Below are 26,109 nucleotides of genomic sequence, written 5' to 3' on the forward strand. Positions count from 1 at the left end.
CGTCGGAAGCGGCGCGGTCAGCTCTGGTTCTCGCCCCGCCGGGGCAGCTTCCATTCGGGCCGGGGGAAGTGGCAGGTGTAGCCGCCGGGATGTTTTTCCAGGTAGTCCTGGTGCTCCGGCTCAGCCTCCCAGAAGGGGCCGGCCGGGGTGACCTCGGTGACCACCTTGCCCGGCCACAGGCCGGAGGCGTCGACGTCGGCGATCGTGTCCTCGGCGACCTGCCGCTGCTGGTCGTTGCAGTAGAAGATCGCGGACCGGTAGCTGGTGCCGACGTCACCGCCCTGGCGGTTCTTCGTGGTGGGGTCGTGGACCTGGAAGAAGAATTCGAGAAGATCCCGGTACGAGAGCTTGCTCGGGTCGTAGACGATCTCGATCGCCTCGGCGTGGCCCTCGTGGTTGTAGTACGTCGCGTTGGGTACGTCGCCGCCGGTGTAACCGACCCGGGTGGAGATCACGCCGGGGCGTTTCCGGATGAGGTCCTGCATCCCCCAGAAGCAACCGCCGGCCAGGACGGCCTTCTCAGTCGTGTCGGTCATCGCTTCGCCCCTCCGTCCGGGTGCTCGAACAGTGCGCGGTACTCGCCGTACCCTTCCCGTTCCAGGTCCTCGCGCCGGATGAACCGGAGCGCGGCGGAGTTCATGCAGTAACGCAGCCCACCGGTCGCCAGCGGGCCGTCGTCGAACACGTGCCCCAGATGGCTGTCGCCGTGCGCCGACCGGACCTCGGTGCGGACCATGCCGAGGGTGGAGTCCCGCACCTCGACCACGTTCTTCGGCTCGATCGGCCGGGTGAAGGAGGGCCAGCCGGTGCCGCTGTCGTATTTGTCGACGGACGCGAACAATGGTTCGCCGGAGACGACATCGACGTAGATGCCCTCCTCCTTGCTGTTCCAGTACGGGTTGGCGAAGGCCGGCTCGGTCCCGCCCTCCTGGGTCACCCGGTACTGCTCGGGCGACAACCGGGACACTGCCTCCGGGTTCTTGCGGTATTCGGGTGACACCGTCGTTCCTCTCGGCTGGGGTCGTCGGCAAGGAAGGCCGGTTCAACATCGCTGCACAGGCAGCGCGAGTGGCTACCCGGCCTGCCGTCGCCTAACCCCGCCCCCGGTCCGGGCGTGTCACTGCCTCCGCCGGGCCTCCGCCTCGACCTCGAGCATGTCGTTCAGCGTCAGGGCGGTGTTGATCAGGGCGAGGTGGCTGAAGGCCTGCGGGTAGTTGCCGATCTGCTCACCGGTCGCAGCGATCTCCTCCGCGTAGAGGCCCAGGTGGTTACTGAAGGTGAACATCTTCTCGAAGGTGAGCCGGGCATCGTCGAGGCGACCGGAGCGGGCCAGCGCCTCGGCGTACCAGAAGGTGCACATGTTGAAGGTGCCCTCGTGGCCGGGGAGCCCGTCGGGGGAGTGGACCGGGTCGTACCGGTGGACCAGGCTGTCGGAGACCAGCTCCCGCTCGATGGCGTCCAGCGTGCGGCGCCACATCGGATCCGACGGCGTCACGAAGCCGACCGACGGCATGGCGAGCAGCGCGGCGTCCAGGACGTTCTCGTCGTAGGCCTGGACGAAGGATCCGCGGCCCCGGTGGTAACCGCGCGCCATGACCTGGTCGTAGATCAGGTTCCGCTGGGTGGTCCAGCAGCTGATGTCCCCGGGGCGGCCGGTGCGGGTGGCGAGCCGGATGGCCCGGTCCAGAGCCACCCAGGACATCACCCGGCCGAAGGTGTAGTCGCGGGGGTGGTGCCGGCTCTCCCAGATGCCGGCGTCCGGCTGGTCCCAGTTGTGGCACAGCCAGTCGACGAGCCGGACGGTGCTCTTCCACACCTGGTGGGAGACGCGGATGCCCTGTTCGTCGGCGACGTGCATGGCGTAGAGCGCCTCGCCGTGGATGTCGAGCTGGAGCTGGTCGGCGGCGCCGTTGCCGATCCGGACGGGCCGGGAGCCGCGGTAGCCCTCCAGGTGGTCGAGCACCTCCTCGTGCAGGTCGGACGAGCCGTCGACCCGATACATGATCTTCAGTGGGGCCTGGTGGTCGCCGGCATCGCGGATCCGCTCGTCGAGCCAGTCCATGTACCGGCTGACCTCCTCGGTGAAGCCGAGGCCGAGCAGCGCGTGCACGGAGAAGGACGTGTCCCGGACCCAGGTGTAGCGGTAGTCCCAGTTGCGCGTGCCGCCGACCAGTTCGGGCAGCGCGGCCGTCGGCGCGGCGATCATCGCGCCGGTGGGCGCGTACGTCATCAGCTTCAACGTGATGGCCGAGCGCTCGACCATCTCCCGCCACCGGCCGGAGTACCGGGAGCGCTCGACCCACCGCCGCCAGTAGTCGCGGGTCCACTCGAACATCCCCTGCACCTCTTCGAGGGGGACGGCCCGGGGTTCCATCTCGGAGTTCGTCTCCAGCACCACCCCGCCGGTGTCGCCCTGGTTCAGGGTGCCGAACCCGATCAGGTCGCCGTCCTCCAGGTGGATGTCCTCCCGGGCGATGAGCTGGCGGACCGGTTGGACCGGGTTGAAGGTCAGCGAGGCCGACGAGCCGCGGAAGACGTACCCGTTGCGGTGCCGCTCCAGTTGGGGCCGCTCGCGTCCGTAGTCGAACCGGGGGCGGCACTCCAGCCGGAACCGCATGCTGCCCCGGACCATGGTGACCATGCGGACCAGGCGGTGCACGTCGGTGACCCGCTCGCCGGTGACCGGCATGAAGTCCTGGACCTCGGCGACGCCGTCGGCGCTGATGAACCGCGTGATCAGGATCGGGGTGCCGGGCAGGTAGAGCTGTTTGGTGACGTAGGTGGTCTCGTGGGGGGCGATCCGGAAGAAGCCGCCGCGCTCCCGGTCGAGGACGCTGGCGAAGATGCTGGGGGAGTCGAAGCGGGGTGCGCAGAACCAGTCGATCGTCCCGTCGCAGGTCACCAGGGCGGCGGTTTGAAGATCACCGATGAGCCCGTGATCCTCGATCGGCGGATACTCGCTCACGTCGCCCCCCGTCTCGACTGCACCCTCCCGCAGTAACCTAAAGGGCAATATTGTCCATGTAAGTCGGATTCGTGAATGCCACCCCTCCGCGCGCCCGACTCAGAGGCCGTGGCGACGATCGCCCGCCACCAGCTCGGCCACCCGCGCCTCGGACCGCGCCGAGAACACGTCCCGCCGCCGCGCCTCGACCGCCCGGCGGGTCTCCTCGGCGACCAGGTCCCCGTTGATCGCGGCGGCCGCCAGCGCGCCCGCCGCCGCTGCCGCGCCGACCTGCGCGGCCGGGTCGGTCACATTGCCCGCGACCCACACCCCGGGCACCTCGGTACGCCCCGTCGGGTCGGCGGGGACGTGCTCGCCGGCCCCGGACGGGTGCTCCACCGCCCGCAACCCGAGCGCCGCCAGGAACCCGGCCCGCGCCACCATCCGGGGGCCGGCGACCAGCGCCTCGCGCGCGACCAGGCGGCCGTCGCGCAGGCGTACCCCGACCAGCCGGTCCTCGACGACCTCGACCGACGCGACCTCGCTCTCGACCACGGCGACGCCGCGGGCGGCCAGCTGTTCGGCCTGCTCGTCGCCGAGCGGCGGCGCGGTGTGGCGGAGGAAGACCACGTCGTCGCTCCACTGGCGGAACAACAGCGCCTGGTGCACCGACATCGGTCCGGTGGCCAGCACCCCGATCGGCCGGTCGCGCACCTCCCACCCGTGGCAGTACGGGCAGTGCACCACGTCCCGGCCCCACCGCTCGCGCAGTCCGGGCACGTCGGGCAGCTCGTCGACCAGGCCGGTGGCCACCAGCAGCCGGCCCGCCCGGACCCGGCGGCCCCCGGCCAGCGCCACGGAGAAACACTCCCCGTCGCGGGTCACCGTGTCGACCTGGCCGTCCAGCAGGTGCCCGCCGTACCGGCGCACCTCGTCCCGGCCGCGCGCCAGCAGCTCGGCCGGGGGCATGCCGTCGCGGGCCAGCAGCCCGTGCACCCCGTCGGCCGGGGCGTTGCGCGGGCTGCCCCCGTCGATCACCAGGACCGACCGGCGCGCCCGGGCCAGCATGAGCGCCCCGCTCAGGCCGGCGGCGCCCCCGCCGATCACCACCACCTCGTACTCTTCGGTCATCCTGACCACCTCCTGCGGCAACGATGCGGCGGCGCTGGCCATACCCGCAAACTTTGTTGCTGATCTGGCAAACTGGGGGGATGGACGACGACCTCGACCGGGCGCTCGACGCGGTGGGCCCCCGGCTGCGCGCGCTCCGCCGCGAGCGTGAGACCACCCTGGCCGACCTGTCGGCCGCCACCGGCGTCTCGGTGAGCACCCTGTCCCGCCTGGAATCCGGCAGCCGCCGCCCCACCCTCGAACTGCTGCTGCCCCTGGCCCGGGCGCACGGCGTCACGCTCGACGAGCTGGTCGGCGCCCCGCCCACCGGCGACCCCCGCATCCACCTGCGCCCGGTCACCCGGCACGGCATGACCATGCTGCCGCTCACCCGCCGGGCGGGCGGCATCCAGGCGTACAAGCTGGTCATCCCGGCCGGCGGGCGGCCCGCCGAGCCCACCCCGCAGACCCACGAGGGGTACGAGTGGGTCTACGTGCTCAACGGGCGGCTGCGGCTGGTCCTCGGCGAGCACGACCTGGTGCTCGCGCCCGGCGAGGCGGCCGAGTTCGACACCCGGGTGCCGCACTGGTTCGGCCGGGCCGACGACGAGGCGGTCGAGTTCCTCAGCCTCTTCGGCGCCCAGGGCGAACGCGCCCACCTCCGCGCCCGCCCCCGCGCGGCGGATCGCGCCTGACCTGGAGGCCCGGCACGACGCGCTCGACGCCGAATGGATCGCCCGGCACCGGTCCCGGACGTGACCTTGCCCACCCCCACGCCGGATCCGCGCGCAGGGGCAGGTCATCCGCCGTTACCCGGCGGTTAGGGTGGGCGTCGCGAAGTCGCTTCCCCCGGACCCGGGGTGCGGCTTCGTAGTGCTTCACGGGATCCGTGGAGCCCAGCCGCCCCGACGTTCTCCGGGCCAACCGCAACGGGACGGCTGCACCCCCACCGCCCGGCCGGCGTGACCGGCTGGGCCAACCCGGAACGGAGTAAGGCCACGCCATGAGCGTGTCTACGCAGGATCCTGCTGCCCCGGTCGAGCCGGCGGAACCCGCCGGCCAGAGCCGCCTCGACCGCTTCTTCGAGATCACCCGCCGGGGCTCGTCCGTGCGGCGGGAGGTGCTCGCCGGCATCACCACCTTCGCGACGATGGCATACATCGTCGTGCTCAATCCGCTGATCATCGGCACCGCGCCGGACAAGGACGGCAACCTGCTCGGCATCGCGCCGGTCGCCGGGGTCACCGCCCTGGTCGCGGCGGTCATGACGATCATGATGGGGATCGTCGGCCGGGTGCCGTTCGCGGTCGCCACCGGCCTCGGGCTGAACGCCTTCGTGGCGTACGCGGTGGCGTCCCAGATGAGCTGGGCCGAGGCCATGGGCCTGGTCGTCGTCGAGGGTCTGATCATCACCGTGCTGGTGCTGACCGGCTTCCGGAAGGCCGTCTTCCGGGCCATCCCGGCCGAGCTGAAGGCGGCCATCGCGGCCGGTATCGGCCTGTTCATCGCGCTGATCGGCTTCGTCGACGGCGGTCTGGTCCGGGCCGGCACCGGGGTGCCGCTGCAGCTCGGCTCGGGCAGCAACGGCACGCTGCACGGCTGGCCCACGGTCGTCTTCCTGGTCGGCCTGCTGGTCACCGGCATCCTGGTCGCCCGCAAGGTGAAGGCCGGCGTCCTGATCGGCATCGTGGTCACCACGATCGTCGCGGTGATCGTCAACGCGTTCGCCAAGCCCGGCCCGGCCCTGGTCGACGGCAAGCCCAACCCGGACGGGTGGCGGCTCAACGTGCCGACCCTGCCGGACCCGCTGTTCCAGACGCCCGACCTGCACCTGGTCGGCAACGTGTCGTTCGGCGCGTTCGCCCACGTCGGCCTGGTGACCGCGCTGCTGCTGGTCTTCACCCTGGTGCTGGCCGACTTCTTCGACGTCATGGGCACCACGGTCGGCCTCGCCAAGCAGGCCAACCTGACCACCGAGGACGGCACCGACATGCCCCGCCTCGGCAAGGTGCTCTTCGTCGACGGCGTCGCCGCGGTCGCCGGCGGCGCGGGCAGCGCCTCGTCGGCCACCACGTACGTCGAGTCCTCCTCGGGCATCGCGGACGGCGGGCGGACCGGCCTGACCAGCGTGGTCACCGGCGTGCTCTTCCTGGGCGCGCTGCTGCTCACCCCGCTGGTGTCGCTGGTGCCCAGCGAGGCCGCCGGACCGGCGCTCGTGGTGGTCGGCGCGCTCATGATCCGTCAGGTCAAGGACATCGACTTCACCGACGTCGGCGTGGCCGTCCCGGCCTTCCTGACCATGACGCTCATGCCGTTCACCTACTCGATCACCAACGGCATCGGCGCCGGCTTCGTGAGCTGGGTGGCGATCCGGGTGGCCCAGGGCAAGGCGCGGCAGATCCACCCGCTGATGTGGGCGGTGGCCGCCGCGTTCGTGGTCTACTTCGGCATCAACCTGGTCAAGGCCGTCACCGGCGTCAGCTGACCGGTTCCACGCCGCGCCCCCGTTGCCCGTTGGCCCGAGGCAACGGGGGCGCGGCGTATTCCGATCATGGGTTAGAGTGCCGGGGCGCGGGCACGCGACCGTCGTGGGCGCAGGGGGGATGAGGCCATGGATCGCCGTCAGCTTCCCCTGTCATGCCCTCTTCCGGGTCGCGCCTGCTGACTGAGACTCACCGCGGCCCGGGTCACTCCACGACCCTGGAGAATCGCGTTGTCCCTTTCTGACCTGACCACCGACCGACTCGTGCTGCGCCCCTGGCCGGCCGGGGAGGCCGCCGCCGTCGCCGCCGGCGAGCGGCGCCCGCACTGGGCGCCGGACTTCCCGGCCGACGGCGAGCGGATGATCGGCGGGATCATCGCCGGCAACCCGGACCGGCCGCACGGCCACCGGCTCATCATCGAGCGGGAGACCGGCCTCACCGTGGGCGGCATCGGGCTGAAACTGCCGCCCACCGACGGTGCCGTCGAGTTCGGCTACGGCATCGTCGAGTCCCGGCGCTGCCGGGGCTACACCACCGAGGCGGTCCGCGCCCTGGTGGCGCACGCCCGCACCCTGCCCGGGGTGACGCTGGTGTTCGCCACCGTCGACCCGGCCAACGTGGCGTCCGTGCGGGTGCTGGAGAAGGCCGGCCTGCGCCGCGACGGCACCGTCGACAGTGACGAGGGGCCGCTGCACCGGTACGTCGCCGAGTAACGCCGAACCGACCGGCCCGGCGGTGGGGCGACCCGCCGCCGGGCCCGTCCTCGTTGAACCGGTCGTGAGCTACGCGGAGGTCAACGGGGTACGCCTCTGGTACGAGATCCACGGGATCGGCCGGCCACTGGTGCTGCTCCACGGCGGGTACGGGTCGACGGAGATGTTCGCGCCGATCCTGCCGGACCTGACCGCGCGCCGGCAGGTCGTCGCCGTCGACCTCCAGGGCCACGGCCGCACGGCCGACGTGGATCGGCCGCTGCGCTACGAGGCGATGGCCGACGACATCGCCGCCCTGTCGCGGCACCTCGACCTGCCGCCCGCCGACGTGCTGGGCTACTCGCTCGGCGGCGGGGTGGCCCTGCGCGCCGCCATCCAGCACCCGGCCCTGGTCCGCCGCCTCGTGCTGGTTTCCACGCCGTGCCGGCGGCAGGGCTGGTACCCGGAGGTGCTGGCCGCCATGGCCGCCCAGGACGAGCGGGTCGCCGAGCAGATGCGCGGCACGCCGCCGCACCGGCGCTACGAGCGGGTGGCGCCCCGCCCGCGGGACTGGCCGACCCTCTGGGCGAAGACCGGCGAGCTGCTGCGCCGCGAGTACGACTGGTCGGCCGGGGTGGCCGCCCTGCCCATGCCGGTGCTGCTGGTCTTCGCCGACGCCGACTCGATCCCGGTCCGCCACGTGGCCGAGTTCTTCGGGCTGCTCGGCGGCGGCCACCGCGACGCCGGCGGGGACGGCACCGACCGGCCCGCGTCCCGGCTGGCCGTGCTGCCCGGGCTGACCCACTACGACATCGTCGGTTCACCCGCCCTGCCCGCGGCGGTGCTGCCCTTCCTCACCCACGAGGTGTGCGCCCCCGGGTGAGCCGGGACGCGCGTCGCCGCCGGAGCAGCCGCCGCGCGAGCAGGCCGCCCAGCACCAGCGACACCGCCCCGGCCGCCCACCAGAACCGGCCGCCCGGGCCTGCCGGCGGATCCGCCGCGCGGACCCGGCCGGCGCGCACCACCGCGTCCGCCACGTCGATGGCGAGCACCTGCTCCGGCGCGGTGAGCAGGGTGGTCGGCGCGGCGGCCCCCGGGGTCAGACCGAGCACCCGGATCGCCCGCACGTTCATGTACGCGGTCCGCTGGCCCATGTCCATGACGCCCTCGAAGGGGGCCGGGGAGTTCGGCTCGGGCCGGTACGCGACCACCATCGCGGTCCCGTCCGTCTGCCAGCCGAGCAGCCGGATCGTGGTGACGCCCGCGACGGCGGGCAGCGCCGGCGCACCGAGGTCCTTCCCGTTGGCATCGACCCGGCGCAGCCGCCACCGGTCGCTGCCCGGGTCGTGGCTGACCAGGGCCAGCGTCCCGTCCGGCAGCCAGGCCCCCTTGCCGGCCAGCCCGCTCTCCGGCGGCAGCGGGAACGAGGTGATGCTTTGCCCGTCCGCGCTGGCGACGAGCACCTTGTCGCCCACCTGGTAGGCCAGCCGGGACCCGTCGGCCGTGAACGCGACCGGGGTGCCGAAGACCGGCACCTGGTCGGTTTCGAGCAGGCGTACCGCCCGGCCGGTGTCGAGCCGGACCAGGCTGAGCGTGTTGGCGTAGGCGCTGCCCTCCGGGTTGGTCGGCGTGGTGTCCCGGACCACCAGGGCGGCACCGTCCGGCGCCCAGCCGGCCGGCTCGGTCAGGGTGCTGCCCGGCCTCGGGCTGGGCAGCGGCCGGACCGTCCCGTCCACCAGGTCGACCACGTCGATCCGGGGGTGCTCCGACGACCCGGCCGGCACGGCGATCCGCCGCCCGTCGGGAGAGAGCAGCACCTGCTCGCCGGCCGGCGCCTCGTGGCCGACCGTCCAGGTCCGGTAGCGGTCGGCGTCGGCGCCGACGATGCCGACGGTGCCGTCCTCGTCGATCAGCCCGGTGAGCCCGCGCGCCTGCCCGCTGAACACGACCGCCGCCGGCCCGAGCCGGGGCCGGTCGGTGGCCCGCAGCGCGCCGAACCCCGGCAGCCCGATCCGGTCGGGCAGCGCCGGGCCGCCCGCGTCCGCCGGCGCGATCTCCGGCCGGTCGCCACCGCGTACCGCCAGTGGCACGAGCGCCACCAGCACGAGCACCGCCGCGACCGCCGCCGCCATCCGCCGCCGGGTGCGCCGCGCGGTCCGCACCGCGCGATCGTGCACCGGGTACGCGGGCACCTCGGCCGCCGCCTCCCGCAGCGCCTCCCGCAGCCGTACGCTCATCGCCCGCTCCTCTCCGGCGTCGCCTCCCACAGGTCGGGGACGAGGTCGCGGAGCCGGCGCACGGCGTCGTGCCCGTGCCGTTTCACCGTGCCCACCGAGCAGCCGAGCACCTCGGCCACCTGCGCCTCGGTCAGGTCCTCGTAGTAGCGGAGCACCACCACGGCCCGCTGCCGGGCGGTGAGCCGGCGCAGCGCGGCCACCACGCTGAGCCGCAGCGCGGTGTCCTCGCTGTGGTCGCCCCCGCCGCGCTCGACCGGCGTCGCGTCCAGCCGTTCCGCGATCCGCCGCCGGCGCCACCACGAGACCTGCTGGTGGTACATGACCCGGCGCACGTACGCCTCCGGGTCCCCGTCGCGGATCCGTCGCCAGTGCCGGTACGTCCGGGCCAGCGCGCTCTGCAACAGGTCCTCGGCGTGCTGGTGGTCGCCGGTCAGCAGGTACGCGGTCCGGGACAACGCGGGTGACCGCTGCACCACGAAGTCGTGGAACGTCTCGGACATGCCCACCCCCTCGCCCTCTACGAACGCCGCCCGCCCCGCGGATGGTTGAGGCGGTCATTCGACCACGCCCCGCCGGTACGGCCCCCAGGCCACGAACCGCTCGAACAGGTCGCGCGGCGTGGGCCCGTCGTCCGGGTCGAGCCGGAACAGGTCGTGGGTCGCCTCGTGGTAGAGCCCGGACAGGTAGACGGCCAGGTCGACCGGGTGATCGGCGTACTCGGCCTTGAGCAGCAGCCGGGCCTGGGCGCACGGCCACGGCGACCCGCAGGCCCGGCAGAGCCAGAGCGGGCGCAGCGGCAGGTGCGGCGGCCGGTCCGGCGGATAGGCGCGCGGCCGGTCCGGATGCGGCCCGAGCCGGGGTACGGGAAACATGTCGGCCTTCCTTCGTCACCCAGGGGGTCGGGGCCACCCCCTGACTCGGGGGATTCGGGGCGACCCACCGGTGACAGTCTGTTGAGGACGGCACTACGCTCGGAAGCCGTCGGGGCCCATCGTGAACACGTCGGGGCGGCCGATGCCGAACTGCGGCGACGCCGGGAAGGCTGCCGGGAAATGGGGGAGGAAGCGTGGAAAGCGAGCCGACGGCCGACCTGATCCGGGCCCAGCTGCGGCGGCTGCGGGTGAAGGCCGGGTTGAGCCAGGAGGAGTTCGGGAAGCTGGTTCACTTCTCGGGTTCCCAGGTATCAGCGGTCGAGTTGGGCCAACGGCCGCTCGATCGGTTCTTCCTGCAACGCGCGGACGAGGTGCTGGGCACCGGCGGCCTGCTGACATCGCTGCTCAAGCTCGCGGAACGCGACGGCCAGCCGAGCTGGCTGCGGCCGTGGCTCGAAGCGGAACGACAGGCACAGCAACTGCGCTGTTACCAGCCGACGCTGATTCCGGGCCTGCTGCAGACGCAGAACTACGCCCGAGCCGTCATCCGCTCCGCCGACACGCTGACCGAGGATGAGGTTGAGCAGCGCCTCCACGTCAGGTTGGACCGGCAGTCCATCCTGTCCCAGCCGAATCCGCCGCAGTTCATCGCGGTGATCGAGGAAGCCGTCCTCAGCCGTGTGGACGAGGGCTTCCGAGGGATCATGGCTGAGCAGACCGCGCACCTGATCGAATGCGCCGCGAAACCGCACATCAGTGTGCAGGTCATTCCTGCCGAGGTGAGTGTGCACGTGGGACTGATCGGGCCGTTCGTTCTGGGTAGGGACGGAAACGGCGGCTGGGTCGGTCATCTGGAGACTCAGCTCGGCGGCGTCGTGGTCGACCGGGACGAGGACTTGGCTATCCTGCTGTCGAGGTGGGAGAGCGTCCGTAACGAGGCGCTGTCCCGTCGCCAGTCGATCGAGCTGATGAAGGAAGCGGTGACATTGTGGAGCTGATCGGCGCAGAGTGGCGGAAGTCGAGCCGGAGTGGCCAGGGGGAGTGCGTCGAGGTGGCCGACAATCTGCCCGGTGTGGTGGGTGTGCGGGACAGCAAGGACCCGACCGGTCCCGTGCTCACCTTCACCCCGCCGACGTGGCGGGCCTTCGTGGCCTTCACGAAGCGGGCGGGTTGACCCTGACGCAGCGTCAACCCGCCATGCTGACGGCATGAACAATCCGGCGGCGGCCCACGCGACAAGCGCGGGCCTGCTGGGGGTGGCCGGCGGTAGCCGGCGTTCCGGTCGTCGCGGGCGGAATCGCCGTCATGGTCCAGCGGCGCACGATCTCCTGAGCGAGGCGGGATCAGGGGCATGCTGACGATTGGGCAACTGGCGTCGTACGCCGGTGTCACCGTGCGGGCGGTGCGGCACTACCACCAGATCGGGCTGCTGCCGGAGCCGGAGCGCGACGCCTCCGGCTACCGGCGGTACGGGGCGGGCGCGGTCGTGACCCTCCTGAAGATCCGTGCCCTGGCCGACGCCGGGGTGCCGCTCTCCGAGATCACCGCGCTGCTGCGGGCGGACGAGGCGGATTTCACCGCGGCGATCCATCGCATCGACGGCCGCCTGTCCGAAGAGATCACCCGGCTGGAGACCAGCCGCAAGCAGATCGCCCAGCTGGCTGCCGGAAACAGTGGTGGCCTCCCGCCGGAGGTCCTCGCCTATCTCGACCGGCTCCGGGAGATCGGGGTGTCCGAGCGCGTCGTGGAGGCCGAGCGGGACGGGTGGATCCTGGTCTCGGCCCGCTGGCCGGACCAGGTCCGCACGTGGATGCCGTTCAAGTTCGCGCAGCTGGAGGACCCGCGGATGGTCCGGCTCTATCTGGTCCTGTCCACGCTGGTGGACGGTGGCCTGGCCGGCGAATCCCTGACGGAGGAGGACGCCCACCGGCTCATGGAGGAGGCCGCCGACATCATGGCGGAGCTGTCCGAGGAGGCCTACGCCGCCGGCGAGACCGCCGGCCAGGGTGATCCGGCGGACGAGCTGCCGTACGACCTGCTCGACGCGCTCGCCGACGAGGCCCATCCCGGTGCCCGGATGATGCGCGACCTGATGCGCGAGCGGGGCTGGACGAGCTGGACCCGGCAGGAGAAGCTCCCGGAACGGATGTGAATCCGCTGTGCGGGTCAGCCCAGCCGGCGGGCGAGCCAGGGGAGCAGCGCGTCGCCCTGCAACCGCTGGAACGCCCGGACCGTGGGAATGCCCGGCGGGGGCGGCTGGCGGGCGCCGTCCAGGAAGAAGCCCGTGAACCCGGCCAGCACGCCGGTCAGGGCGGCCGGGTCCACCCCGGCCGTGAGCGGCCGGGCGGCCAGCAGCGCCTCCGGGTCGTGACCGCCGTGCACCTGCACGTTGACCAGGACCAGCAGGCTGTCCAGCCACGCCGGCCCGCGGCAGGCCCACGGCCAGTCGACCACGGTGACCGTGCCGTCCGGGCCGATGAGCAGGTTGTCGGCCCGGATGTCGAGGTGGCAGAGGGTGTCGCCGGCCAGCGCGGCCAGCCCCCGGTCGGCGGCCGCGCACAGCTCGGGCAGCCGGGCCCGCGCCCACGGGTCCAGGTCGGCCGGCGGGTCGTCGGCGAGTCGCCGCCAGCCGCCGAAGTCGTACGCGAGTTGCTCGGTCGCGGTGGTGACCACCGCGGCGGGGGCCGGAGTGAGCAGCCCGGCCATCGCCTCCAGGGTGGACAGCACGGCGGCCAGCTCGCCGGCGTCCCACGGGGTGACCGGGTGGCGGCCCTCGACGTCGCTGAAGACCAGCGCGATCCAGTCGCCGTCGTCGTGGCTGCCGAGCAGCCGGGGCGCCGGCGCGGCGGGTGGCAGCGCGGCGGCGATCCGCGCCTCCGCCCGGTGCAGGGTGGGGCTGCGGTCGTTCTGGGCCGGGCTGACCGCCTTGACGAAGGCCCGCCCGCCACCGGCCGTGCGGACCCGGTCGGCGGTGCCGGGGGAGAAGCCGCCGTCCTGCGACTCCGCCGTCACCACCCGGTCGCCGAGGATCTCCTCGACGGCGGCGCGGACCGGCGCGGGCAGGTCGGCCCAGCGGATCCGGCTCTTCGTCAGGCTGGTCACCGCCCCACCGTGCGTGACCCGGCCCGGCCGCGGCAACCCGATTACCGCGCCCCGGCGGTGTAGCGCAGCATCACGACGCCGCTGTCGAACGGCCGGGTGTCGGCCAGGGTGAAGCGGGTGGGCGTGAAGCCCCGGTCGGCCAGCGGGATGCCGCTGCCGACCACCACCGGGTTCAGCTTGACGACCAACTCGTCGACCTCGTCCAGGAGCTGGCCGGCGAGCTGGCCGCCGCCGCAGAGCCAGATGTCGCCGCCGGGCTGCCCCTTCAGCTCGCGGACGAACGCCACCGGGTCGCCGGCGACGATCTCGACCTGCGGGTCGTCGGACGGGGGCAGGGAGCGGGAGAAGACGTACTGCTTGAGGTGGGCGTAGGGGCTGGTGATGCCGAACTTCAGCGCCGGGTCGTAGGTGCCCCGGCCCATGAGCAAAGCGTCGAAGCGGCCGGCCGGCGGCGAGGCGATGCCGTACTCGGCGTGGGCGAACGTGGGGAAGGTCTGGGGCCACTCAGCGGTCAGGTGGGCCGCCACGTCCGGCTCCAGCGGGAGGAAGTCGTAGGACCCGTCGGGGGCGGCGATGAAGCCGTCGAGGGTGCTGGCGACGTAGTACACGAGCTTGCGCAAACCGACTCCGATGTCCGGGCTCGACCACGACGGCTGTCGTGGTCGAGAGAGAATGTACAACACCTGTCGTGGTTATTGCTAGGGTGCTGCCATGGCCAGGAATCCGGAACGCCGTACCCAACTCGCCGACGCCGGGCTGCGGGTGCTCGCCGCCGGCGGCGCCAGGGGGCTGACCCACCGCGCGGTGGACGCCGAGGCGGGCGTGCCCACCGGCACCGCCTCCAACTACTTCCCGTCCCGCGCCGCGCTGCTCGCCGCGCTGGCCGAACGGATCTTCGACCGGATGGCACCCGACCCGGCGGTGCTGGCCGACCTCGGCGCGCGCGAGCCCTCGCTCGCGCTGGTCACCGACTACCTGCGCTACATCGTCGAGCGCACCACCCGCGAGCCCGACCTCACCCGGGCCCTGTTCGAGCTGCGGCTGGAGGCCTCCCGGCGCCCCGAGCTGCGGGCCGCGCTCGGCGACGTGCTGCGCCGGGGGTACGCCGACGACGTCGCCTTCCACGTCGCCGCCGGGCTGCCCGGCGGCGCCTTCGAGGTCGCCCTGCTGCACTACGCCGTCGACGGGCTCCTGCTCGACCTGCTCACCACGTCGATCGACGCCGGGTTCGACGCCGACCAGGTGGTCTCGGCCCTGGTCGCGCGTCTGGTCGGCGGGTCCGGTCGGACCTGACCCGCGTCCAGCTTGTCGCGCCGGTCCCGGCTGACCCTGGCCGAACGTCCGCGCTATCCGGCGTCGTGGGAAGGCTCGGCGGTGCGCCACCCGGCCGACGGCCCGCGCAGGTGCCGGGCCAACTCGTCGTCCCGGTCGAGAGCCGCACCGAGGGCCCGCAGACCCATGTAGAGCGGCATGGAAGCGCAGGCCGCCACGTCCTCGGGCAGACAGTCCAGTGAGTCCGGTTCACGGCGCAGCCGTTCCAGGTCGATGGGGCAGTCCACGGTCAGGCGCTGGACGTACGGCGTCTCCACCAGCCGCACGTCGGTGTCGTGGAGATCGTCCGAGGAGACGTCGAGCATGGTCAGGCCCACGTACTCGGGCTTGGCGCCCCGGTTGAGCCACCGGAAGTAACCCAGCACCCAGGTCCCTCCGAGCTGCTGCGGGGCGAGATGGCTCTCCTCCATCAGCTCCCGGCGCATGGCGGCGGCCAGGAACTCGACGAAGGATTCCCCGGGCGGCCGGTCGCGCACGTCGACCAGATCCACCGAGCCCGACCCCGCCGGCGCGGCGAGGCCACCCCCGCTGACCGTGGCCTTGGGCTGCTGCCAGCACAGCACGAGCTTCCGGTCAGTGGTGACCGCGAGCGTGGAGACTCCGATGACGTTCGCCAGCCTGCTCTCGGTGAGCGTCAACAGGCGCCCGTCCTCCGCATAGGGCAGTCGGCTGCCGTCCAGATGGACCGTACCGGTCCGGCGATCCACCACCCGCCACCCGAAGAGGTAGTTGGAGCAGATCAGGGAGTAGTAGTCGGTGCCGCTCAACCGGACCTCGCCGCTCCGGAGCAGCTCCGGCGTCAACTCGTCGTCCTGGCGGATCAGTCGCCCGTTGAACATCGTCCCGCGGCGGACCCGGGCGGCCAGTATCGCTGCGCTGTGGGCGGCCACCCGCTTCGGCAGCACGTGGCGGTCGGCCAACCAGAGATAGCCCGCGTCCGCGCCGCGCAGGGCCTCGTCGACGTCCGGCCGGCACCACGCCACCTCGCTCCGGTCGGTGGGGAGCCGGACCAGGTCGGCCGGGGCCACCACCGGCGGTGTGGGCGTCGTGCGGCTCCGCACCAGCGCCACACTGCCCCGGCGCTGGGCCGCCCACTCCGGTGCCAGCAGGATCACGGACAGCAGCACCCCGGCCAGCCCGGCCAGCAACGCCGGCACCGATCCGAGCGGAGTCGACACCAGGCCCACCAGGCCCAGCAGGAGACTGACCACGCCCGCGTACCAGGTCCACCGGCGCGGGGCCAGCGCGAACCGCAGCTGCCACCGGCTACGGACCCCCACCAGCAGCAGCCAGAGTCGCGCCTGGCGCAGCCTGGAGGCTGACAGCCTTGCCATCCCGCACTCCTGTCCCCGCCGCGAACCCTCCACCGCGGGCGCAAAGGCTAGCGGAGAAGTTCTCGACCGGCTGTCCGGTTTCGGCAAGGGGCGCCCCCAGGCATGTACCCCAGCCGACGGGGAACGCCGTCCGGGACGCACCTGGGGAGGAGCGACGATGACGGATGGCGCCGGACTGACCATCGGTGTGCTCGGCTCGTACGGCGGTCGCAACCTCGGCGACGAGGCGATCCTCACCGGGCTCCTGGCCGACCTGCGCGAGCAGGAACCGAACGCCCGGATCATCGTCTTCTCCCGGAACCCGGCGCACACCGCGCTGGCCCACCCCGACGTGGAGGCGGTGCCCTGGGAGGGCGTCAGCCGGGTCGACTCGTCGGCCGTCCTGGCCCAGCTCGACCTGCTCGTCCTCGGCGGCGGCGGGATCCTCTACGACAAGGAGGCCCGGCGCTACCTGCGGGTGGTGCGGGTGGCCCAGGAGCGCGGCCTGCCGCTGCTCACGTACGCGGTCGGGGTCGGCCCGCTCAGCGAGGGGGTGGACACCGGGATGGTGCGGGAGACTCTGGGCCAGGCCACCGAGGTGACCGTGCGCGACCAGGAGTCCCGCATGGTGCTGGAGGAGGCCGGGCTGCTGAACCCGATCACCGTCACCGCCGACCCGGCGTTCCTGCTCACGCCGGAGGAGTTCCCGGAGAGCTGGCTGCGCGAGGAGGGCGTGCCGGCCGGCAAGCAGCTGGTCGGGCTGAGCGTCCGCGAACCCGGCCGGGCGGCGGAACGCCTCGACGTCGACGGGTACCACCGGCTGCTCGCCCAGATCAGCGACTTCCTGGTGCACCGGATCGACGCGTACGTGCTCTTCGTGCCGATGGAACGCGACGACATCCGGCACTCGCACGGCGTGATGTCGCACATGATCGCCGCCGAGCGGGGCCGGATCCTGCACAACGACTACTCGCCCCGGCAGGTGCTCGGCCTCATGAAGCACTTCGACCTGGCGGTCGGCATGCGCCTGCACTTCCTGATCTTCGCGGCCATGATGGGCACCCCGTTCCTGCCCCTGCCGTACGCCGGGAAGGTCTTCGACCTGGCCCAGCGACTCGGGGTGCCGGCGCTGCGCGGCGTGGAGCGCGAGGTGGAGGGCCCGCTGCTGGCCGAGGTGGACCGGTTGTGGGACGAGCGCGAGGCGCGGGCCGACGAGACCGCCCGGCTGGTGGCCGCCGTGTGCGAGCAGGCCCACGGCACCTCCCAGGTCACCCGCGGCGTGCTGGAGAGCATCCGGTCGCGGGCGCTGACCCGGGTCACGGCCTGAGCCGCCGTCAGGCCGCCGGCCCCCGGAACGTGTAGACCCACGAGCCGTCCTGCTCGTCGTCCGACTGGAGCTCGTAGATCTGGGCGTGCGCCAGCCCCTCCGACCCGAGGTGGTGGTGGGTCAGTGGCGGGCGGCCGTTGCTGTCCAGCTCGACGGTGACCACCTCGCCATCGGCCGTGCCGCCCATCAGGGGGATCTGCACCGTGGATGCCATGCGCCCATCCTGCCCCGCGGATCGTCGGCCCGCAGCGGGATGCGGGGCAGCGCGCGGGCGGGCCGGGCGACTAGGTTCCGGGGATGGCGGAACCGACGATCGACCCCACCCTCGGTCCGGTCCTCGCCCGCACGGGCGACGAACGGGCGATCCTCGAATCGTTCCTCGACTTCCACCGGGCCACGGTGCTGCGCAAGGCGCGCGGCCTCTCCGACGTCGAGGCCACCCGCCGCCTGGTGCCCTCCCGCACCACCCTGGCCGGGCTGCTCAGACACCTCGCCCTGGTGGAGCGGAACTGGCTGCCCTGCCTGTTCGCCCCCGAGCCGGGCGACGTCTACCTCACCAGCGAAGCCGACGCGGAGGCCAGCTTCACGCTCGACCCGGGCGAGACGGTGGACGGGGTGGCCGACGTCTACCGGGCCGCCTGCGCCCGGTCCCGGGCCGTCGCCGCCCGGTTCGACCTCGACCACGTGGTGCCGCACCCGCAGCTCGGTGAGGTGTCGCTGCGCTGGGTGCTCGTGCACCTCATCGAGGAGACGGCCCGGCACGCCGGGCACGCCGACATCCTGCGCGAGCTGACCGACGGCGAGACCGGGGCGATCTGACCGGGCTCAGTCCCGGGGCAGCAGGCCGGCCGGATACTCCATGCCGTCGTGGGTGCAGGCGGCCGCCGCCACCCGGGCGGCGTAGCGGGCCGCGTCGAGCGGGGTGGCGCCGCGCAGCCGGGCCGCGATGAGGCCGGCGGCGAACGCGTCGCCCGCGCCGTTGGTGTCGACCACGGCCGCCGGCGGGGTGGTCGCCGGCACGTGCGCCGGCGGCGCGTCCGGACCGTGCAGGGTGGCGCCGGCCGCGCCGCCGGTCACCAGCACCGTCCGCGGCGCCAGCCCGGCCGCCGCCTTCCGGGCCCGCTCGCCCAGCCGGACGTCGCTGACGAAGACCAGGTCGGCCGCGTCGGCGAAGGGCCGGTGGTAGTCGTTCTCGCCGTCCCAGTCGTGCAGGTCGGTGGAGAGGGACACCCCGGCGCCGAGGGCGGCCCGCAGGGCCGGCAGCGCGTCCCGGGCCCAGTCCATGATCGACACGTGCACGTGCGCCGCTTCGCGCACCAGCCCGGCCAGCTCCGCCTCGGCGAACGGCGCCGGGCCGGACCACGGGCGCGGGTCGTAGAGCGACATCCGCCGGCCGGCCGGGTCGACCATGTTCACCGAGCGGCGGGTGCCGGCCGGGGCGTCGGCCAGCACGGCGCGTACCGAGGTGCGGGCCAGCGCGGCCCGGACCACGTCGCCGGCCGGGTCGGCGCCGAGCACGTCGACCAGGGCCACCCGCAGGCCGAGCGCGTGCGCGGCCAGCGCCACCCCGGCCCCGGTGTTCCCGACCCGCAACTCGATCGGGGGCACCGCCAGCGAGTCGGCGGCCGGCAGCGGCAGGGCGGGCACCTGGGCGCGGATGTCCACGCCCAACCCGCCGATCACGAGCAGATCGACCATGGCGGCGACAGTAGTCCGCGCCGGCCGCCTATCCTGGCCCCGGGCGTCGTCGAGGGGGAGTGCGTGCTGGTCATCCACGGGTTGTGGCTGTCCGGGAGCGGGCTCGCCGTCTGGGCCGAGGACAGCGGCCGCCCGGCCCGCGCGCCCCGCCGGCCGGGCCGCGCCCCGCGCGAGCGGCCGCACCCGTTCGCCGCCGACCACGCCACCCTGGCCGCCGCGCTCGGCGACCCGCCGGGCGCGCCGGCCTCCGTGCTGCTCGACCTGCCCACCCGGGCCGGCTCGCCGCTGGACTCGCCCGAGCTGGTCCGGACCGCCGCCGGGGAACCGGTCCGCGGCCCGGTCACCCGCGCCGGCTGGCGGGTCCCCGCCCTGGTGTACGCGCCGGACGCCGCGTTCGCCCGGCTCCGGGCGCTGGATCCGGGGGAGGCGGTGGCCGGGGCGAGCCTGCGCCACCTGGCCGAGCTGGCCGACTTCGCCGCGGACCTGGTCACCCGCGGCCGCGTCCTGCCGGGACTCACCGACACCGACCTGGCCCCGGTCGCCAGCCGAACCGGACCGGCCGCGGAAGCTGACCCGGTGGCACCCGCCAACCCGGCCGGTCTGACCACCCCTCTCGACGGACGCCGACGGGGCCTGCGCGTGGTCGACGATTCGGACGTGGTGACCGTGTCGGCCGTCTGGCGGCCGCTGCTCACCGGCACGGACGCGGCGTGGGCCCGCTCGCTGGCCCTCGCCCTGCCCCCGGCGGCCCGCGCCGCCCGCGAATGGCACCTCGTCGCCCCGGATTCGGGTGCACCTGTGGTCGTCGGGGCGACAACAGACGCACCCACAGCGGCGGGCAGCGCCGAATCCGGGGAGCTGGTGGCCGAGGCGCTGGACGCGCTGGTCGACGCGGCCGCCCGGGCCGCTCTCGACGGCACCCGCCTGCCCCGGGGTATGCGCCCGGGCGGTCCGGTGCCGGCCTGGCTGGCCGCGCTCACCGGCCCGGAGCGTGCCTTCGCCGCCGAGCCAGCCGCCCTGGACACCCTCCGCGCCGAGCTGGACGCCTGGCAGCGCGACGCCGCCGGCGGCCCGGTGCGCGCCGCGTTCCGCCTGGTCGAGCCGGCTGCGGACCCGGTGGCCGAGCTGGTCGAGGGCGGCGCCTGGCGGGTCGAGTTCGGCCTGCACCCGACCGACGAGCCGGGGCTGGTGGTCGACGCCGCGCACATCTGGCAGCGGCCGGCGCCCGCGCTCGCCGCCCGTGGCGTCGACCCGCAGGAGACCCTGCTGGCCGAGCTGGGCCGGGCCAGCCGGCTCTGGCCGGAGCTGGACACCGCGCTGCGCACCGCCACCCCGGAGGGGATGGAGCTGGACGCCGACGGCGCGCACCGGTTCCTCCGGGAGGGGGCGCCCGTGCTGCACGCGGCGGGCTTCGGGGTGCTGCTGCCGTCCTGGTGGCGGCGCTCCTCCTCCCGCCTCGGGGCGCGGCTGCGGGCGCGCAGCCGGACCGCGCCCGGCACGGTCGCCGTCGCGGCCGGCGGGCTCGGCATGGATGCCCTGGTCGACTACCGCTGGGAGGTGGCCCTCGGTGACCAGCCGCTGACCGCCGAGGAGTTGGCCTCGCTGGCGGAGCTGAAGTCGCCGCTGGTGCGGCTGCGCGGCCGCTGGGTCGAGCTGGACCCGCAGCGGCTCGAAGCCGGGCTGCGGCTGCTCCGCTCCTCGGGCGAGCTGACCGTGGCCGACCTGCTGCGGATGGGGCTGGCCGGGGCCGACCGGCCCGGCGAGCTGCCGGTGCTGGAGGTGGCCGCGGACGGCGCGCTGGGCGAGCTGCTGGCCGGGGAGGCGGAGCGTCGGCTCACCCCGGCCGACCCGCCGCCCGGGTTCGTCGGGACGCTGCGCCCGTACCAGCGGCGGGGACTCGCCTGGCTGGCCTTCCTCCAGTCCCTCGGTCTGGGCGGGATCCTGGCCGACGACATGGGGCTGGGCAAGACCGTCCAGCTGCTCGCGCTGCTCGCCGGTGACCCGCCGGCGGCCGGGCCCACGCTGCTGGTCTGTCCGATGTCGCTGGTCGGCAACTGGCAGCGGGAGGCGGCGAAGTTCGCCCCGGACCTGCGGGTCCACGTGCACCACGGCGCCGAACGGGTGCGGGGCGAGGCGTTCGCCGCCACCGTGCACGCCGCCGACCTGGTGCTGACCACCTACTCGGTGGCCGCGCGGGATGCGTACGAGCTGACCGGGATCGACTGGCACCGGGTGGTGGTGGACGAGGCGCAGGCGATCAAGAACGCCTCCACCCGGCAGGCCGAGGCGGTGCGGTCGCTGCCCGCGCGGCACCGGGTCGCGGTCACCGGCACGCCGGTGGAGAACCGGCTCGCCGACCTCTGGTCGATCATGCAGTTCGCCAACCCGGGCCTGCTCGGGCCGGCCGCCACCTTCAAGAAGAAGTTCGCCGAGCCGATCGAGCGGCACGGCGACGCCGAGGTGGCCGAGCGGCTGCGCCGGATCACCGGCCCGTTCGTGCTGCGCCGGCTCAAGACCGACCAGTCGATCATCACGGACCTGCCGGAGAAGCTGGAGATGGAGGTGCTCTGCAACCTCACTGCCGAGCAGGCCGCGCTCTACCGGGCCGTCGTCGACGACATGATGGCGAAGATCGAGTCCAGCGACGGCATCGAACGGCGCGGGCTGGTGCTGGCCACCATGACCCGGCTCAAGCAGGTCTGCAACCACCCGGCCCAGATGCTTCACGACGGCTCCGCCCTGCCCGGCCGCTCCGGCAAGCTGGAACGGCTGGAGGAGATCGTCGACGAGGTCCTCGCGGCGGGGGAGAGGGCCCTGCTCTTCACCCAGTACGCCGAGTTCGGCGGGATGCTGCGCGGCCACCTGTCGGCGCGTACCGGGCGGGAGGTGCTGCTCCTGCACGGCGGAGTGGGCAAGGCCGAACGGGACGCCATGGTGACCCGCTTCCAGTCCCCGGCCGGCCCGCCGCTCTTCGTGCTCTCCCTCAAGGCCGGCGGCACCGGGCTCACCCTGACCGCGGCGAACCACGTGGTGCATGTGGACCGCTGGTGGAACCCGGCCGTCGAGGACCAGGCGACCGACCGGGCGTTCCGCATCGGCCAGCGCCGCCGGGTGCAGGTCCGCAAGTTCGTCTGCGCCGGCACGGTCGAGGAGAAGGTGGCCGCGATGATCGCCGACAAGCGGAGCCTGGCCCGGCGGGTGGTGGGCAGCGGTGAACAGTGGGTCACCGAGCTGTCCACCGACACCCTGCGGGAGCTGTTCGCGCTGGAGTCCGGGGCGGTGGTCGAGTGACCACACCGGACGGAGGATCGCGTTTCGCCGAGTTCGGCCCGCCCCGGCGGGTGGAGGGCGGGCTGAAGGCGCGCAGCACCAAGGGCGCGATCGGGCGTTCCTGGTGGTCCCGCCGCTTCCTGGAGGTGCTGGAGTCCTTCGCGCTCGGCACCCGGCTCACCCGGGGCCGGGCGTACGCGCGCCGGGGGCAGGTGCTCCGGCTCGACGTCGCGCCGGGGCTGGTCACCGCCGCCGTGCAGGGGTCCCGGCCGGATCCCTACCCGGTGCGGATCGGGCTGGCCGCGTACCCGGACGGGGTGTGGGAGCGGATCGAGGCGGAGCTGGCCGGGCAGGCGTTCTTCAGCGCCCGGCTGCTCGCCGGTGATCTGCCGGCCGAACTGGAGGAGTTGTTCACCGCGACGGGCGCGCCGCTCTTCCCGGCCACGGTCGGCGAGCTGGACCAGCACTGCGGTTGCCCCGACTTCGCGGTGCCGTGCAAGCACCTCGCGGCGACCTTCTACCTGCTCGCGGAGGCGTTCGACGCCGACCCGTTCCAGCTCCTGCACTGGCGCGGGCGGTCCCGGGGCGCGCTGCTCGACCGGCTGCGTACGCTGCGCGGCGCCGCCGACCCCGGCGGCGCGCCGGCCGCCCCGGCGGTGGCCCCGGACGGGCCGGTCGTGCCGGCGGACGCGGACTCCGGGCCGGCGCGCCCCGTGGCCGGTGCGGGACGGGTGCTGGCGGGGCTGCCAACCGTCCCGCCGGACGACGAGGTCGACCGGTTCTGGGTGTCCCCGGTGGCGCTGCCGGACCGGCCGCCCACCCTGGCCACCGGACCGGAGCTGCTGCTGCGTCAGCTCGGCCCGCCGGGGGCCGCGATCGGCGGCCCGGGCCTCGTGGAGCGGCTCCGCCGGGCGTACCGGGAGTTCGGCCGTGGTGAGGCCGGGTCGGACGACCCGGGCTGACCGTCACCGGCGGCGCCGCCGTCATAGCCAGCGTCGGCGGAACCGCCACATGAGGCACGCGTTGGCGAGCAGCACCACGGCGCAGATCGCGCCGGCCATTCGCCCGGCCAGTACGGTCATCGCCGGCAGCGAGGCCCACAGCACGATCGTCAACAGCATCAGGTACCGGCCTCGGCGGCCCCGGGCCCGGTGGTCGAGCCGGGCGAAGAACTGCGGGTCACTCTCCCGCAGTTGGCGGGTGATCTGTTCGAACCTGCGCTGATCCTCTTTGCTGAGCATGGCGGTGCCTTCCCCTCACGGCTTCAGCGGTTCGGCGGCATACCCGGAACGGAGGCGGGTCACGCGCTGCTCCCACCGCTACTTTCGGCCGGGCCGGACAGGTCTGCACGCACCGGTCGGACACCTCAGCGCGGGCTTATCCGTACCTTAAGTTTCCCTCAGCGGTTGAACGCCACCAGCAGCGTCGCGAGGGGCGAAAACGTCACGTCCGGGCGGGGACCGCCCGGGTCGGCCCTGCTCCGGGGGCCGCCGGGCATCGACGGTCGCCCCGGCCGCCCGCCGGCCGGCCTGAGCACCGTCTTAAGTGCCCTCGCGGCCGCCGTCGGCGCGCCTTGAGCGCCCGGAGACGCGTGGTTACTTTCCCGTAGCAACTCCTCCGGCAACCGTCGCCGCCCCTCCGCCCACCCCCGGGTGGCAGGCGTGCCGGCGCTCGAAGAAAACGGGAAGCTACATGGCCGACCTGAACGTGCCACCGCGTCGACCTCGGGACGATCGCGGTTGGGACGGATACCAGCACCCCCATCCGGACGGGTACCGCGACAACGCCATGCCGTACGCCGGTCCCGGCGGTTACACCACTCCCGCGGCGCCCGCGTCCGGCCCGCAGTGGGTCGGGCCCGACGGCTTCGCCGGCGGCCACCCCCAGCCGTCCGGCGGGTACGCCCCGCCGCCCGCACCGGGACTGCCCAACCTGGACGACGACGACGAGCCGCGCCCCGGCCGACGGCGAGCCCTCGCCGTGCTCGGTGGCGCCGCGGTGGTCGCCGGTGGCGCGGCCCTCCTGTCGCCGCAGGTCCGGGGCCTGTTCTCGGACGACCCGGTGGCCGGCGACGCGACCGGAACCGTGGTCACCGACGGCACCGCCGCCCGCCCGAGCGGCCAGCAGCCCAGCACGGTGCGCACCTACACCGAGCAGAACGAGAGCTACATGGGCTCCCGGGCCGGCGCGGCGCTCAAGCGCAACGCGCCCGCCGGCGGCCGGGTCTTCGCCAGCCCGGCGGCCGCCGCGGCGGCGACCGAGGTGACCGTCAAGACGGTGCTCGCCAAGGACCCGATCCGCCACCTGGCCAGCCGGACCACGTTCGGCCCGACGCCGAAGGTGCTCGCGGACATCAAGCGGCTCGGCATCGACGACTGGCTGCGCCAGCAACTCCAGCCGGAGAAGATCGCGCCCACGAAGGCCGAGCTGAAGCTGGCCGAGCTGCCCACCCTCAAGCTGACCCCGACCCAGCTGCGGGACCAGCGGGACCAGCTCAACGAGCGGGGCGCCCAGCCGGAGCGGGAGACGGTCGACGCCACCATCGCCCGGCAGATCTGGTCGGACCGCCAGCTCTTCGAGGTGATGGTCGACTTCTGGAACGACTTCCTGCACGTGGCGGCCGACTTCGACGGCGGCGAGATCTACCGCAACTCCTTCGACCAGGACGTCATCCGCAAGCACGCGCTGGGCAGCTACCCGGAGATGCTGGTGGCCGCCAACAAGCACCCGGCGCTGCTCATCTACCTGAACCAGACCGACTCGCGCAAGGACGCGGTCAACGAGAACCTGGCCCGGGAGAACCTGGAGCTCTACTCGGTCGGCGTCGACGGCGGCTACACCGAGAAGGACGTCCGCCAGGCCGCCATGCTGCAGACCGGACGGGGTGTCGCCGACGGCAGGTACCGGTTCTTCCCGGAGCGGCACTACGTCGGCAAGGTGAAGATCCTCGGGTTCAGCCACGCGAACAACTCGACCGACCCGAAGGTCGCCGACAAGGTGATCGACCAGTACATCACCTACATCGCGATGCACCAGTCGACCGCCCGGTACGTGGCGAGCAGCCTCGCCACCCGGTTCGTCTCGGACACCCCGCCGAAGTCCCTCGTGGACCGGCTGGCCAAGGCGTACACGACGAACAAGGGGCAGATCCGGCCGGTGCTTGCCACGCTGTTCAGCTCGTCGGAGTTCTGGGCCTCGGTCGGGCAGAAGGTCCGCCGCCCGATGGAGTACCTGGTCGCCACCTACCGGTCGCTGGGCGTGGGCCCGGAGGCGTCGGCGGGCTTCGAGGGCGACAAGCGGCGTACCCCGTTCGCCCAGGGGCTGCGGCAGATCCAGGACAAGCTGCGCGAGCTCGGCCAGTACCCGATGGGCAAGCCCACCCCGGACGGCTACGCCGACGTCTACGTGGCCTGGACCTCCGCGGGCACCATGGTCGACGGCTGGAACGAGGCCGGCGACCTGATCGGCGCCTACCGCAAGCAGTTCACCTACGTCCGGCCCGAGAAGCTGGTGGCGAAGCCGCCGTCGACCGCCGGGGCGTACGTGGACGCGCTGGCCCAGCGGCTGGTGCACCAGAAGCTGAGCGCCAAGGAGAAGGCCCTCGTGCTCGCTGTCGCCGGGGTGTCGGCGGGCACCAAGGTCGACGCCACCTTCAACGGGGCCATCGCCGCGGTCGCGCGGACGATCCTCGCGTCCCCCCAGCACCACCTCCGGTGAGGCATTCGATGG

Annotated in this window: 25 protein-coding genes and 2 pseudogenes; 14 read left to right on the forward strand and 13 right to left on the reverse strand. The window is 73.6% G+C overall.

Features of this window, described 5'->3' with window-relative positions; translation table 11 throughout:
- Window positions 1–17: 17 nt before the first annotated feature.
- From msrA to RMN56_RS19610, 4 genes are all read right to left on the reverse strand, one after another.
- Window positions 18–536 (reverse strand): peptide-methionine (S)-S-oxide reductase MsrA, encoded by a 519-nt coding sequence (msrA, locus tag RMN56_RS19595; RefSeq protein ID WP_313718924.1) that lies wholly within the window; start codon window positions 534–536, stop codon window positions 18–20.
- The gene (gene msrB, locus RMN56_RS19600; protein WP_313718925.1) at window positions 533–1,000 is read right to left on the reverse strand and encodes a peptide-methionine (R)-S-oxide reductase MsrB; all 468 of its coding nucleotides are present in this window, start codon (window positions 998–1,000) and stop codon (window positions 533–535) included. Before msrB ends, msrA begins: the two co-directional genes overlap by 4 nt.
- Before the next feature lie 117 nt (window positions 1,001–1,117).
- A complete protein-coding gene (locus RMN56_RS19605; protein WP_313718927.1) occupies window positions 1,118–2,965 on the reverse strand; it encodes a glycoside hydrolase family 15 protein in 1,848 nt (615 codons plus the stop codon).
- Window positions 2,966–3,064: 99 nt separating this feature from the next.
- A complete protein-coding gene (locus tag RMN56_RS19610; protein WP_313718928.1) occupies window positions 3,065–4,075 on the reverse strand; it encodes an NAD(P)/FAD-dependent oxidoreductase in 1,011 nt (336 codons plus the stop codon).
- A gap of 80 nt (window positions 4,076–4,155) precedes the next feature.
- On the opposite strand from RMN56_RS19610, the gene RMN56_RS19615 reads away from it, so the two are divergent.
- From RMN56_RS19615 to RMN56_RS19630, 4 genes are all read left to right on the forward strand, one after another.
- Window positions 4,156–4,749, forward strand: coding sequence for a helix-turn-helix domain-containing protein (locus RMN56_RS19615; protein WP_313718929.1), 594 nt, complete (start codon window positions 4,156–4,158; stop codon window positions 4,747–4,749).
- 308 nt (window positions 4,750–5,057) lie between these two features.
- Entirely contained in the window at window positions 5,058–6,539 is a 1,482-nt protein-coding gene (locus RMN56_RS19620; protein WP_313718930.1) for an NCS2 family permease, read from the forward strand.
- A gap of 228 nt (window positions 6,540–6,767) precedes the next feature.
- The gene (locus tag RMN56_RS19625) at window positions 6,768–7,250 is read left to right on the forward strand and encodes a GNAT family N-acetyltransferase (protein ID WP_313718931.1); all 483 of its coding nucleotides are present in this window, start codon (window positions 6,768–6,770) and stop codon (window positions 7,248–7,250) included.
- 64 nt (window positions 7,251–7,314) lie between these two features.
- Window positions 7,315–8,112 (forward strand): alpha/beta fold hydrolase, encoded by a 798-nt coding sequence (locus RMN56_RS19630; RefSeq protein ID WP_313718932.1) that lies wholly within the window; start codon window positions 7,315–7,317, stop codon window positions 8,110–8,112.
- On the opposite strand, the gene RMN56_RS19635 is transcribed toward RMN56_RS19630, so the two are convergent.
- Genes RMN56_RS19635 through RMN56_RS19645 form a run of 3 tightly spaced genes read right to left on the reverse strand, consistent with a single transcriptional unit; the run spans window position 8,084 to window position 10,338 of the window.
- Window positions 8,084–9,466 carry a WD40 repeat domain-containing protein gene (locus tag RMN56_RS19635; protein ID WP_313718933.1) on the reverse strand — a complete coding sequence of 461 codons (1,383 nt, stop codon included), beginning with the start codon at window positions 9,464–9,466 and terminating at the stop codon, window positions 8,084–8,086. The two genes, RMN56_RS19630 and RMN56_RS19635, sit on opposite strands and share 29 nt — an antisense overlap.
- The gene (locus tag RMN56_RS19640; protein ID WP_313718934.1) at window positions 9,463–9,966 is read right to left on the reverse strand and encodes a SigE family RNA polymerase sigma factor; all 504 of its coding nucleotides are present in this window, start codon (window positions 9,964–9,966) and stop codon (window positions 9,463–9,465) included. The genes RMN56_RS19635 and RMN56_RS19640 overlap by 4 nt, the downstream gene beginning before the upstream one ends.
- Window positions 9,967–10,020: 54 nt before the next feature.
- Window positions 10,021–10,338, reverse strand: coding sequence for a hypothetical protein (locus RMN56_RS19645; RefSeq protein ID WP_313718936.1), 318 nt, complete (start codon window positions 10,336–10,338; stop codon window positions 10,021–10,023).
- 194 nt (window positions 10,339–10,532) lie between these two features.
- Here RMN56_RS19645 and RMN56_RS19650 point away from each other — a divergent pair, with 194 nt between their 5' ends.
- From RMN56_RS19650 to RMN56_RS19660, 3 genes are all read left to right on the forward strand, one after another.
- Window positions 10,533–11,336 (forward strand): helix-turn-helix domain-containing protein, encoded by an 804-nt coding sequence (locus RMN56_RS19650; RefSeq protein ID WP_313718937.1) that lies wholly within the window; start codon window positions 10,533–10,535, stop codon window positions 11,334–11,336.
- Window positions 11,327–11,512, forward strand: a complete 186-nt coding sequence (locus tag RMN56_RS19655) for a DUF397 domain-containing protein (RefSeq protein WP_313718938.1) — start codon at window positions 11,327–11,329, stop codon at window positions 11,510–11,512. The genes RMN56_RS19650 and RMN56_RS19655 overlap by 10 nt, the downstream gene beginning before the upstream one ends.
- A 177-nt stretch (window positions 11,513–11,689) precedes the next feature.
- Window positions 11,690–12,490: a MerR family transcriptional regulator gene (locus RMN56_RS19660; protein WP_313718939.1), complete on the forward strand. Its 801-nt coding sequence runs from the start codon at window positions 11,690–11,692 to the stop codon at window positions 12,488–12,490.
- A 14-nt stretch (window positions 12,491–12,504) separates the two neighbouring features.
- Here RMN56_RS19660 and RMN56_RS19665 read toward each other — a convergent pair whose 3' ends face one another.
- The gene (locus RMN56_RS19665) at window positions 12,505–13,440 is read right to left on the reverse strand and encodes a phosphotransferase family protein (RefSeq protein WP_313718940.1); all 936 of its coding nucleotides are present in this window, start codon (window positions 13,438–13,440) and stop codon (window positions 12,505–12,507) included.
- A gap of 41 nt (window positions 13,441–13,481) precedes the next feature.
- Window positions 13,482–14,060: a dihydrofolate reductase family protein gene (locus RMN56_RS19670; protein ID WP_313718941.1), complete on the reverse strand. Its 579-nt coding sequence runs from the start codon at window positions 14,058–14,060 to the stop codon at window positions 13,482–13,484.
- A gap of 91 nt (window positions 14,061–14,151) precedes the next feature.
- Between RMN56_RS19670 and RMN56_RS19675 the strand changes: the two genes are divergently transcribed.
- Window positions 14,152–14,733, forward strand: coding sequence for a TetR/AcrR family transcriptional regulator (locus tag RMN56_RS19675; protein ID WP_313718942.1), 582 nt, complete (start codon window positions 14,152–14,154; stop codon window positions 14,731–14,733).
- A 53-nt stretch (window positions 14,734–14,786) separates the two neighbouring features.
- On the opposite strand, the gene RMN56_RS19680 is transcribed toward RMN56_RS19675, so the two are convergent.
- Window positions 14,787–16,106 (reverse strand): hypothetical protein, encoded by a 1,320-nt coding sequence (locus RMN56_RS19680; protein ID WP_313718943.1) that lies wholly within the window; start codon window positions 16,104–16,106, stop codon window positions 14,787–14,789.
- A 157-nt stretch (window positions 16,107–16,263) separates the two neighbouring features.
- Here RMN56_RS19680 and RMN56_RS19685 point away from each other — a divergent pair, with 157 nt between their 5' ends.
- On the forward strand, window positions 16,264–17,412 hold the full coding sequence (locus tag RMN56_RS19685) for a polysaccharide pyruvyl transferase family protein (RefSeq protein WP_313718944.1): 1,149 nt from the start codon (window positions 16,264–16,266) through the stop codon (window positions 17,410–17,412).
- 7 nt (window positions 17,413–17,419) lie between these two features.
- Here RMN56_RS19685 and RMN56_RS19690 read toward each other — a convergent pair whose 3' ends face one another.
- On the reverse strand, window positions 17,420–17,626 hold the full coding sequence (locus tag RMN56_RS19690; protein ID WP_313718945.1) for a DUF8847 domain-containing protein: 207 nt from the start codon (window positions 17,624–17,626) through the stop codon (window positions 17,420–17,422).
- Between the two features lie 83 nt (window positions 17,627–17,709).
- Between RMN56_RS19690 and RMN56_RS19695 the strand changes: the two genes are divergently transcribed.
- The gene (locus RMN56_RS19695) at window positions 17,710–18,231 is read left to right on the forward strand and encodes a DinB family protein (RefSeq protein ID WP_313718947.1); all 522 of its coding nucleotides are present in this window, start codon (window positions 17,710–17,712) and stop codon (window positions 18,229–18,231) included.
- Window positions 18,232–18,237: 6 nt separating this feature from the next.
- Here RMN56_RS19695 and RMN56_RS19700 read toward each other — a convergent pair whose 3' ends face one another.
- Entirely contained in the window at window positions 18,238–19,110 is an 873-nt protein-coding gene (locus RMN56_RS19700; RefSeq protein WP_313718949.1) for a carbohydrate kinase family protein, read from the reverse strand.
- Window positions 19,111–19,173: 63 nt separating this feature from the next.
- Here RMN56_RS19700 and RMN56_RS32695 point away from each other — a divergent pair.
- From RMN56_RS32695 to RMN56_RS19710, 3 genes and pseudogenes are all read left to right on the forward strand, one after another.
- Window positions 19,174–19,626 (forward strand): annotated as a pseudogene (locus RMN56_RS32695) (ATP-dependent helicase); the annotation flags it as partial.
- Window positions 19,627–19,773: 147 nt separating this feature from the next.
- Window positions 19,774–22,401 (forward strand): annotated as a pseudogene (locus tag RMN56_RS19705) (DEAD/DEAH box helicase); the annotation flags it as partial.
- On the forward strand, window positions 22,398–23,342 hold the full coding sequence (locus tag RMN56_RS19710; RefSeq protein ID WP_313718951.1) for an SWIM zinc finger family protein: 945 nt from the start codon (window positions 22,398–22,400) through the stop codon (window positions 23,340–23,342). The pseudogene RMN56_RS19705 and the gene RMN56_RS19710, both read left to right, overlap by 4 nt.
- 21 nt (window positions 23,343–23,363) lie before the next feature.
- Here the strand turns inward: RMN56_RS19710 and RMN56_RS19715 are convergent, their stop codons facing one another.
- On the reverse strand, window positions 23,364–23,621 hold the full coding sequence (locus RMN56_RS19715) for a DUF3040 domain-containing protein (RefSeq protein ID WP_262282270.1): 258 nt from the start codon (window positions 23,619–23,621) through the stop codon (window positions 23,364–23,366).
- A 451-nt stretch (window positions 23,622–24,072) separates the two neighbouring features.
- Between RMN56_RS19715 and RMN56_RS19720 the strand changes: the two genes are divergently transcribed.
- The gene (locus RMN56_RS19720; protein ID WP_313718952.1) at window positions 24,073–26,097 is read left to right on the forward strand and encodes a DUF1800 domain-containing protein; all 2,025 of its coding nucleotides are present in this window, start codon (window positions 24,073–24,075) and stop codon (window positions 26,095–26,097) included.
- Window positions 26,098–26,109: the final 12 nt, after the last annotated feature.

This window comes from Micromonospora halotolerans, assembly GCF_032108445.1.
Classification (GTDB): domain Bacteria; phylum Actinomycetota; class Actinomycetes; order Mycobacteriales; family Micromonosporaceae; genus Micromonospora; species Micromonospora halotolerans.

Coding starts and splice junctions, on each gene's coding strand:
- RMN56_RS19685 (WP_313718944.1), top strand. CDS start 16,264: ATGACGGATGGCGCCGGACTGACCATCGGTGTGCTCGGCTCGTACGGC.
- msrA (WP_313718924.1), bottom strand. CDS start 536: ATGACCGACACGACTGAGAAGGCCGTCCTGGCCGGCGGTTGCTTCTGG.
- RMN56_RS19645 (WP_313718936.1), bottom strand. CDS start 10,338: ATGTTTCCCGTACCCCGGCTCGGGCCGCATCCGGACCGGCCGCGCGCC.
- RMN56_RS19720 (WP_313718952.1), top strand. CDS start 24,073: ATGGCCGACCTGAACGTGCCACCGCGTCGACCTCGGGACGATCGCGGT.
- RMN56_RS19620 (WP_313718930.1), top strand. CDS start 5,058: ATGAGCGTGTCTACGCAGGATCCTGCTGCCCCGGTCGAGCCGGCGGAA.
- RMN56_RS19640 (WP_313718934.1), bottom strand. CDS start 9,966: ATGTCCGAGACGTTCCACGACTTCGTGGTGCAGCGGTCACCCGCGTTG.
- RMN56_RS19695 (WP_313718947.1), top strand. CDS start 17,710: ATGGCGGAACCGACGATCGACCCCACCCTCGGTCCGGTCCTCGCCCGC.
- RMN56_RS19660 (WP_313718939.1), top strand. CDS start 11,690: ATGCTGACGATTGGGCAACTGGCGTCGTACGCCGGTGTCACCGTGCGG.
- RMN56_RS19635 (WP_313718933.1), bottom strand. CDS start 9,466: ATGAGCGTACGGCTGCGGGAGGCGCTGCGGGAGGCGGCGGCCGAGGTG.
- RMN56_RS19675 (WP_313718942.1), top strand. CDS start 14,152: ATGGCCAGGAATCCGGAACGCCGTACCCAACTCGCCGACGCCGGGCTG.
- RMN56_RS19610 (WP_313718928.1), bottom strand. CDS start 4,075: ATGACCGAAGAGTACGAGGTGGTGGTGATCGGCGGGGGCGCCGCCGGC.
- RMN56_RS19715 (WP_262282270.1), bottom strand. CDS start 23,621: ATGCTCAGCAAAGAGGATCAGCGCAGGTTCGAACAGATCACCCGCCAA.
- RMN56_RS19680 (WP_313718943.1), bottom strand. CDS start 16,106: ATGGCAAGGCTGTCAGCCTCCAGGCTGCGCCAGGCGCGACTCTGGCTG.
- RMN56_RS19690 (WP_313718945.1), bottom strand. CDS start 17,626: ATGGCATCCACGGTGCAGATCCCCCTGATGGGCGGCACGGCCGATGGC.
- RMN56_RS19700 (WP_313718949.1), bottom strand. CDS start 19,110: ATGGTCGATCTGCTCGTGATCGGCGGGTTGGGCGTGGACATCCGCGCC.
- RMN56_RS19615 (WP_313718929.1), top strand. CDS start 4,156: ATGGACGACGACCTCGACCGGGCGCTCGACGCGGTGGGCCCCCGGCTG.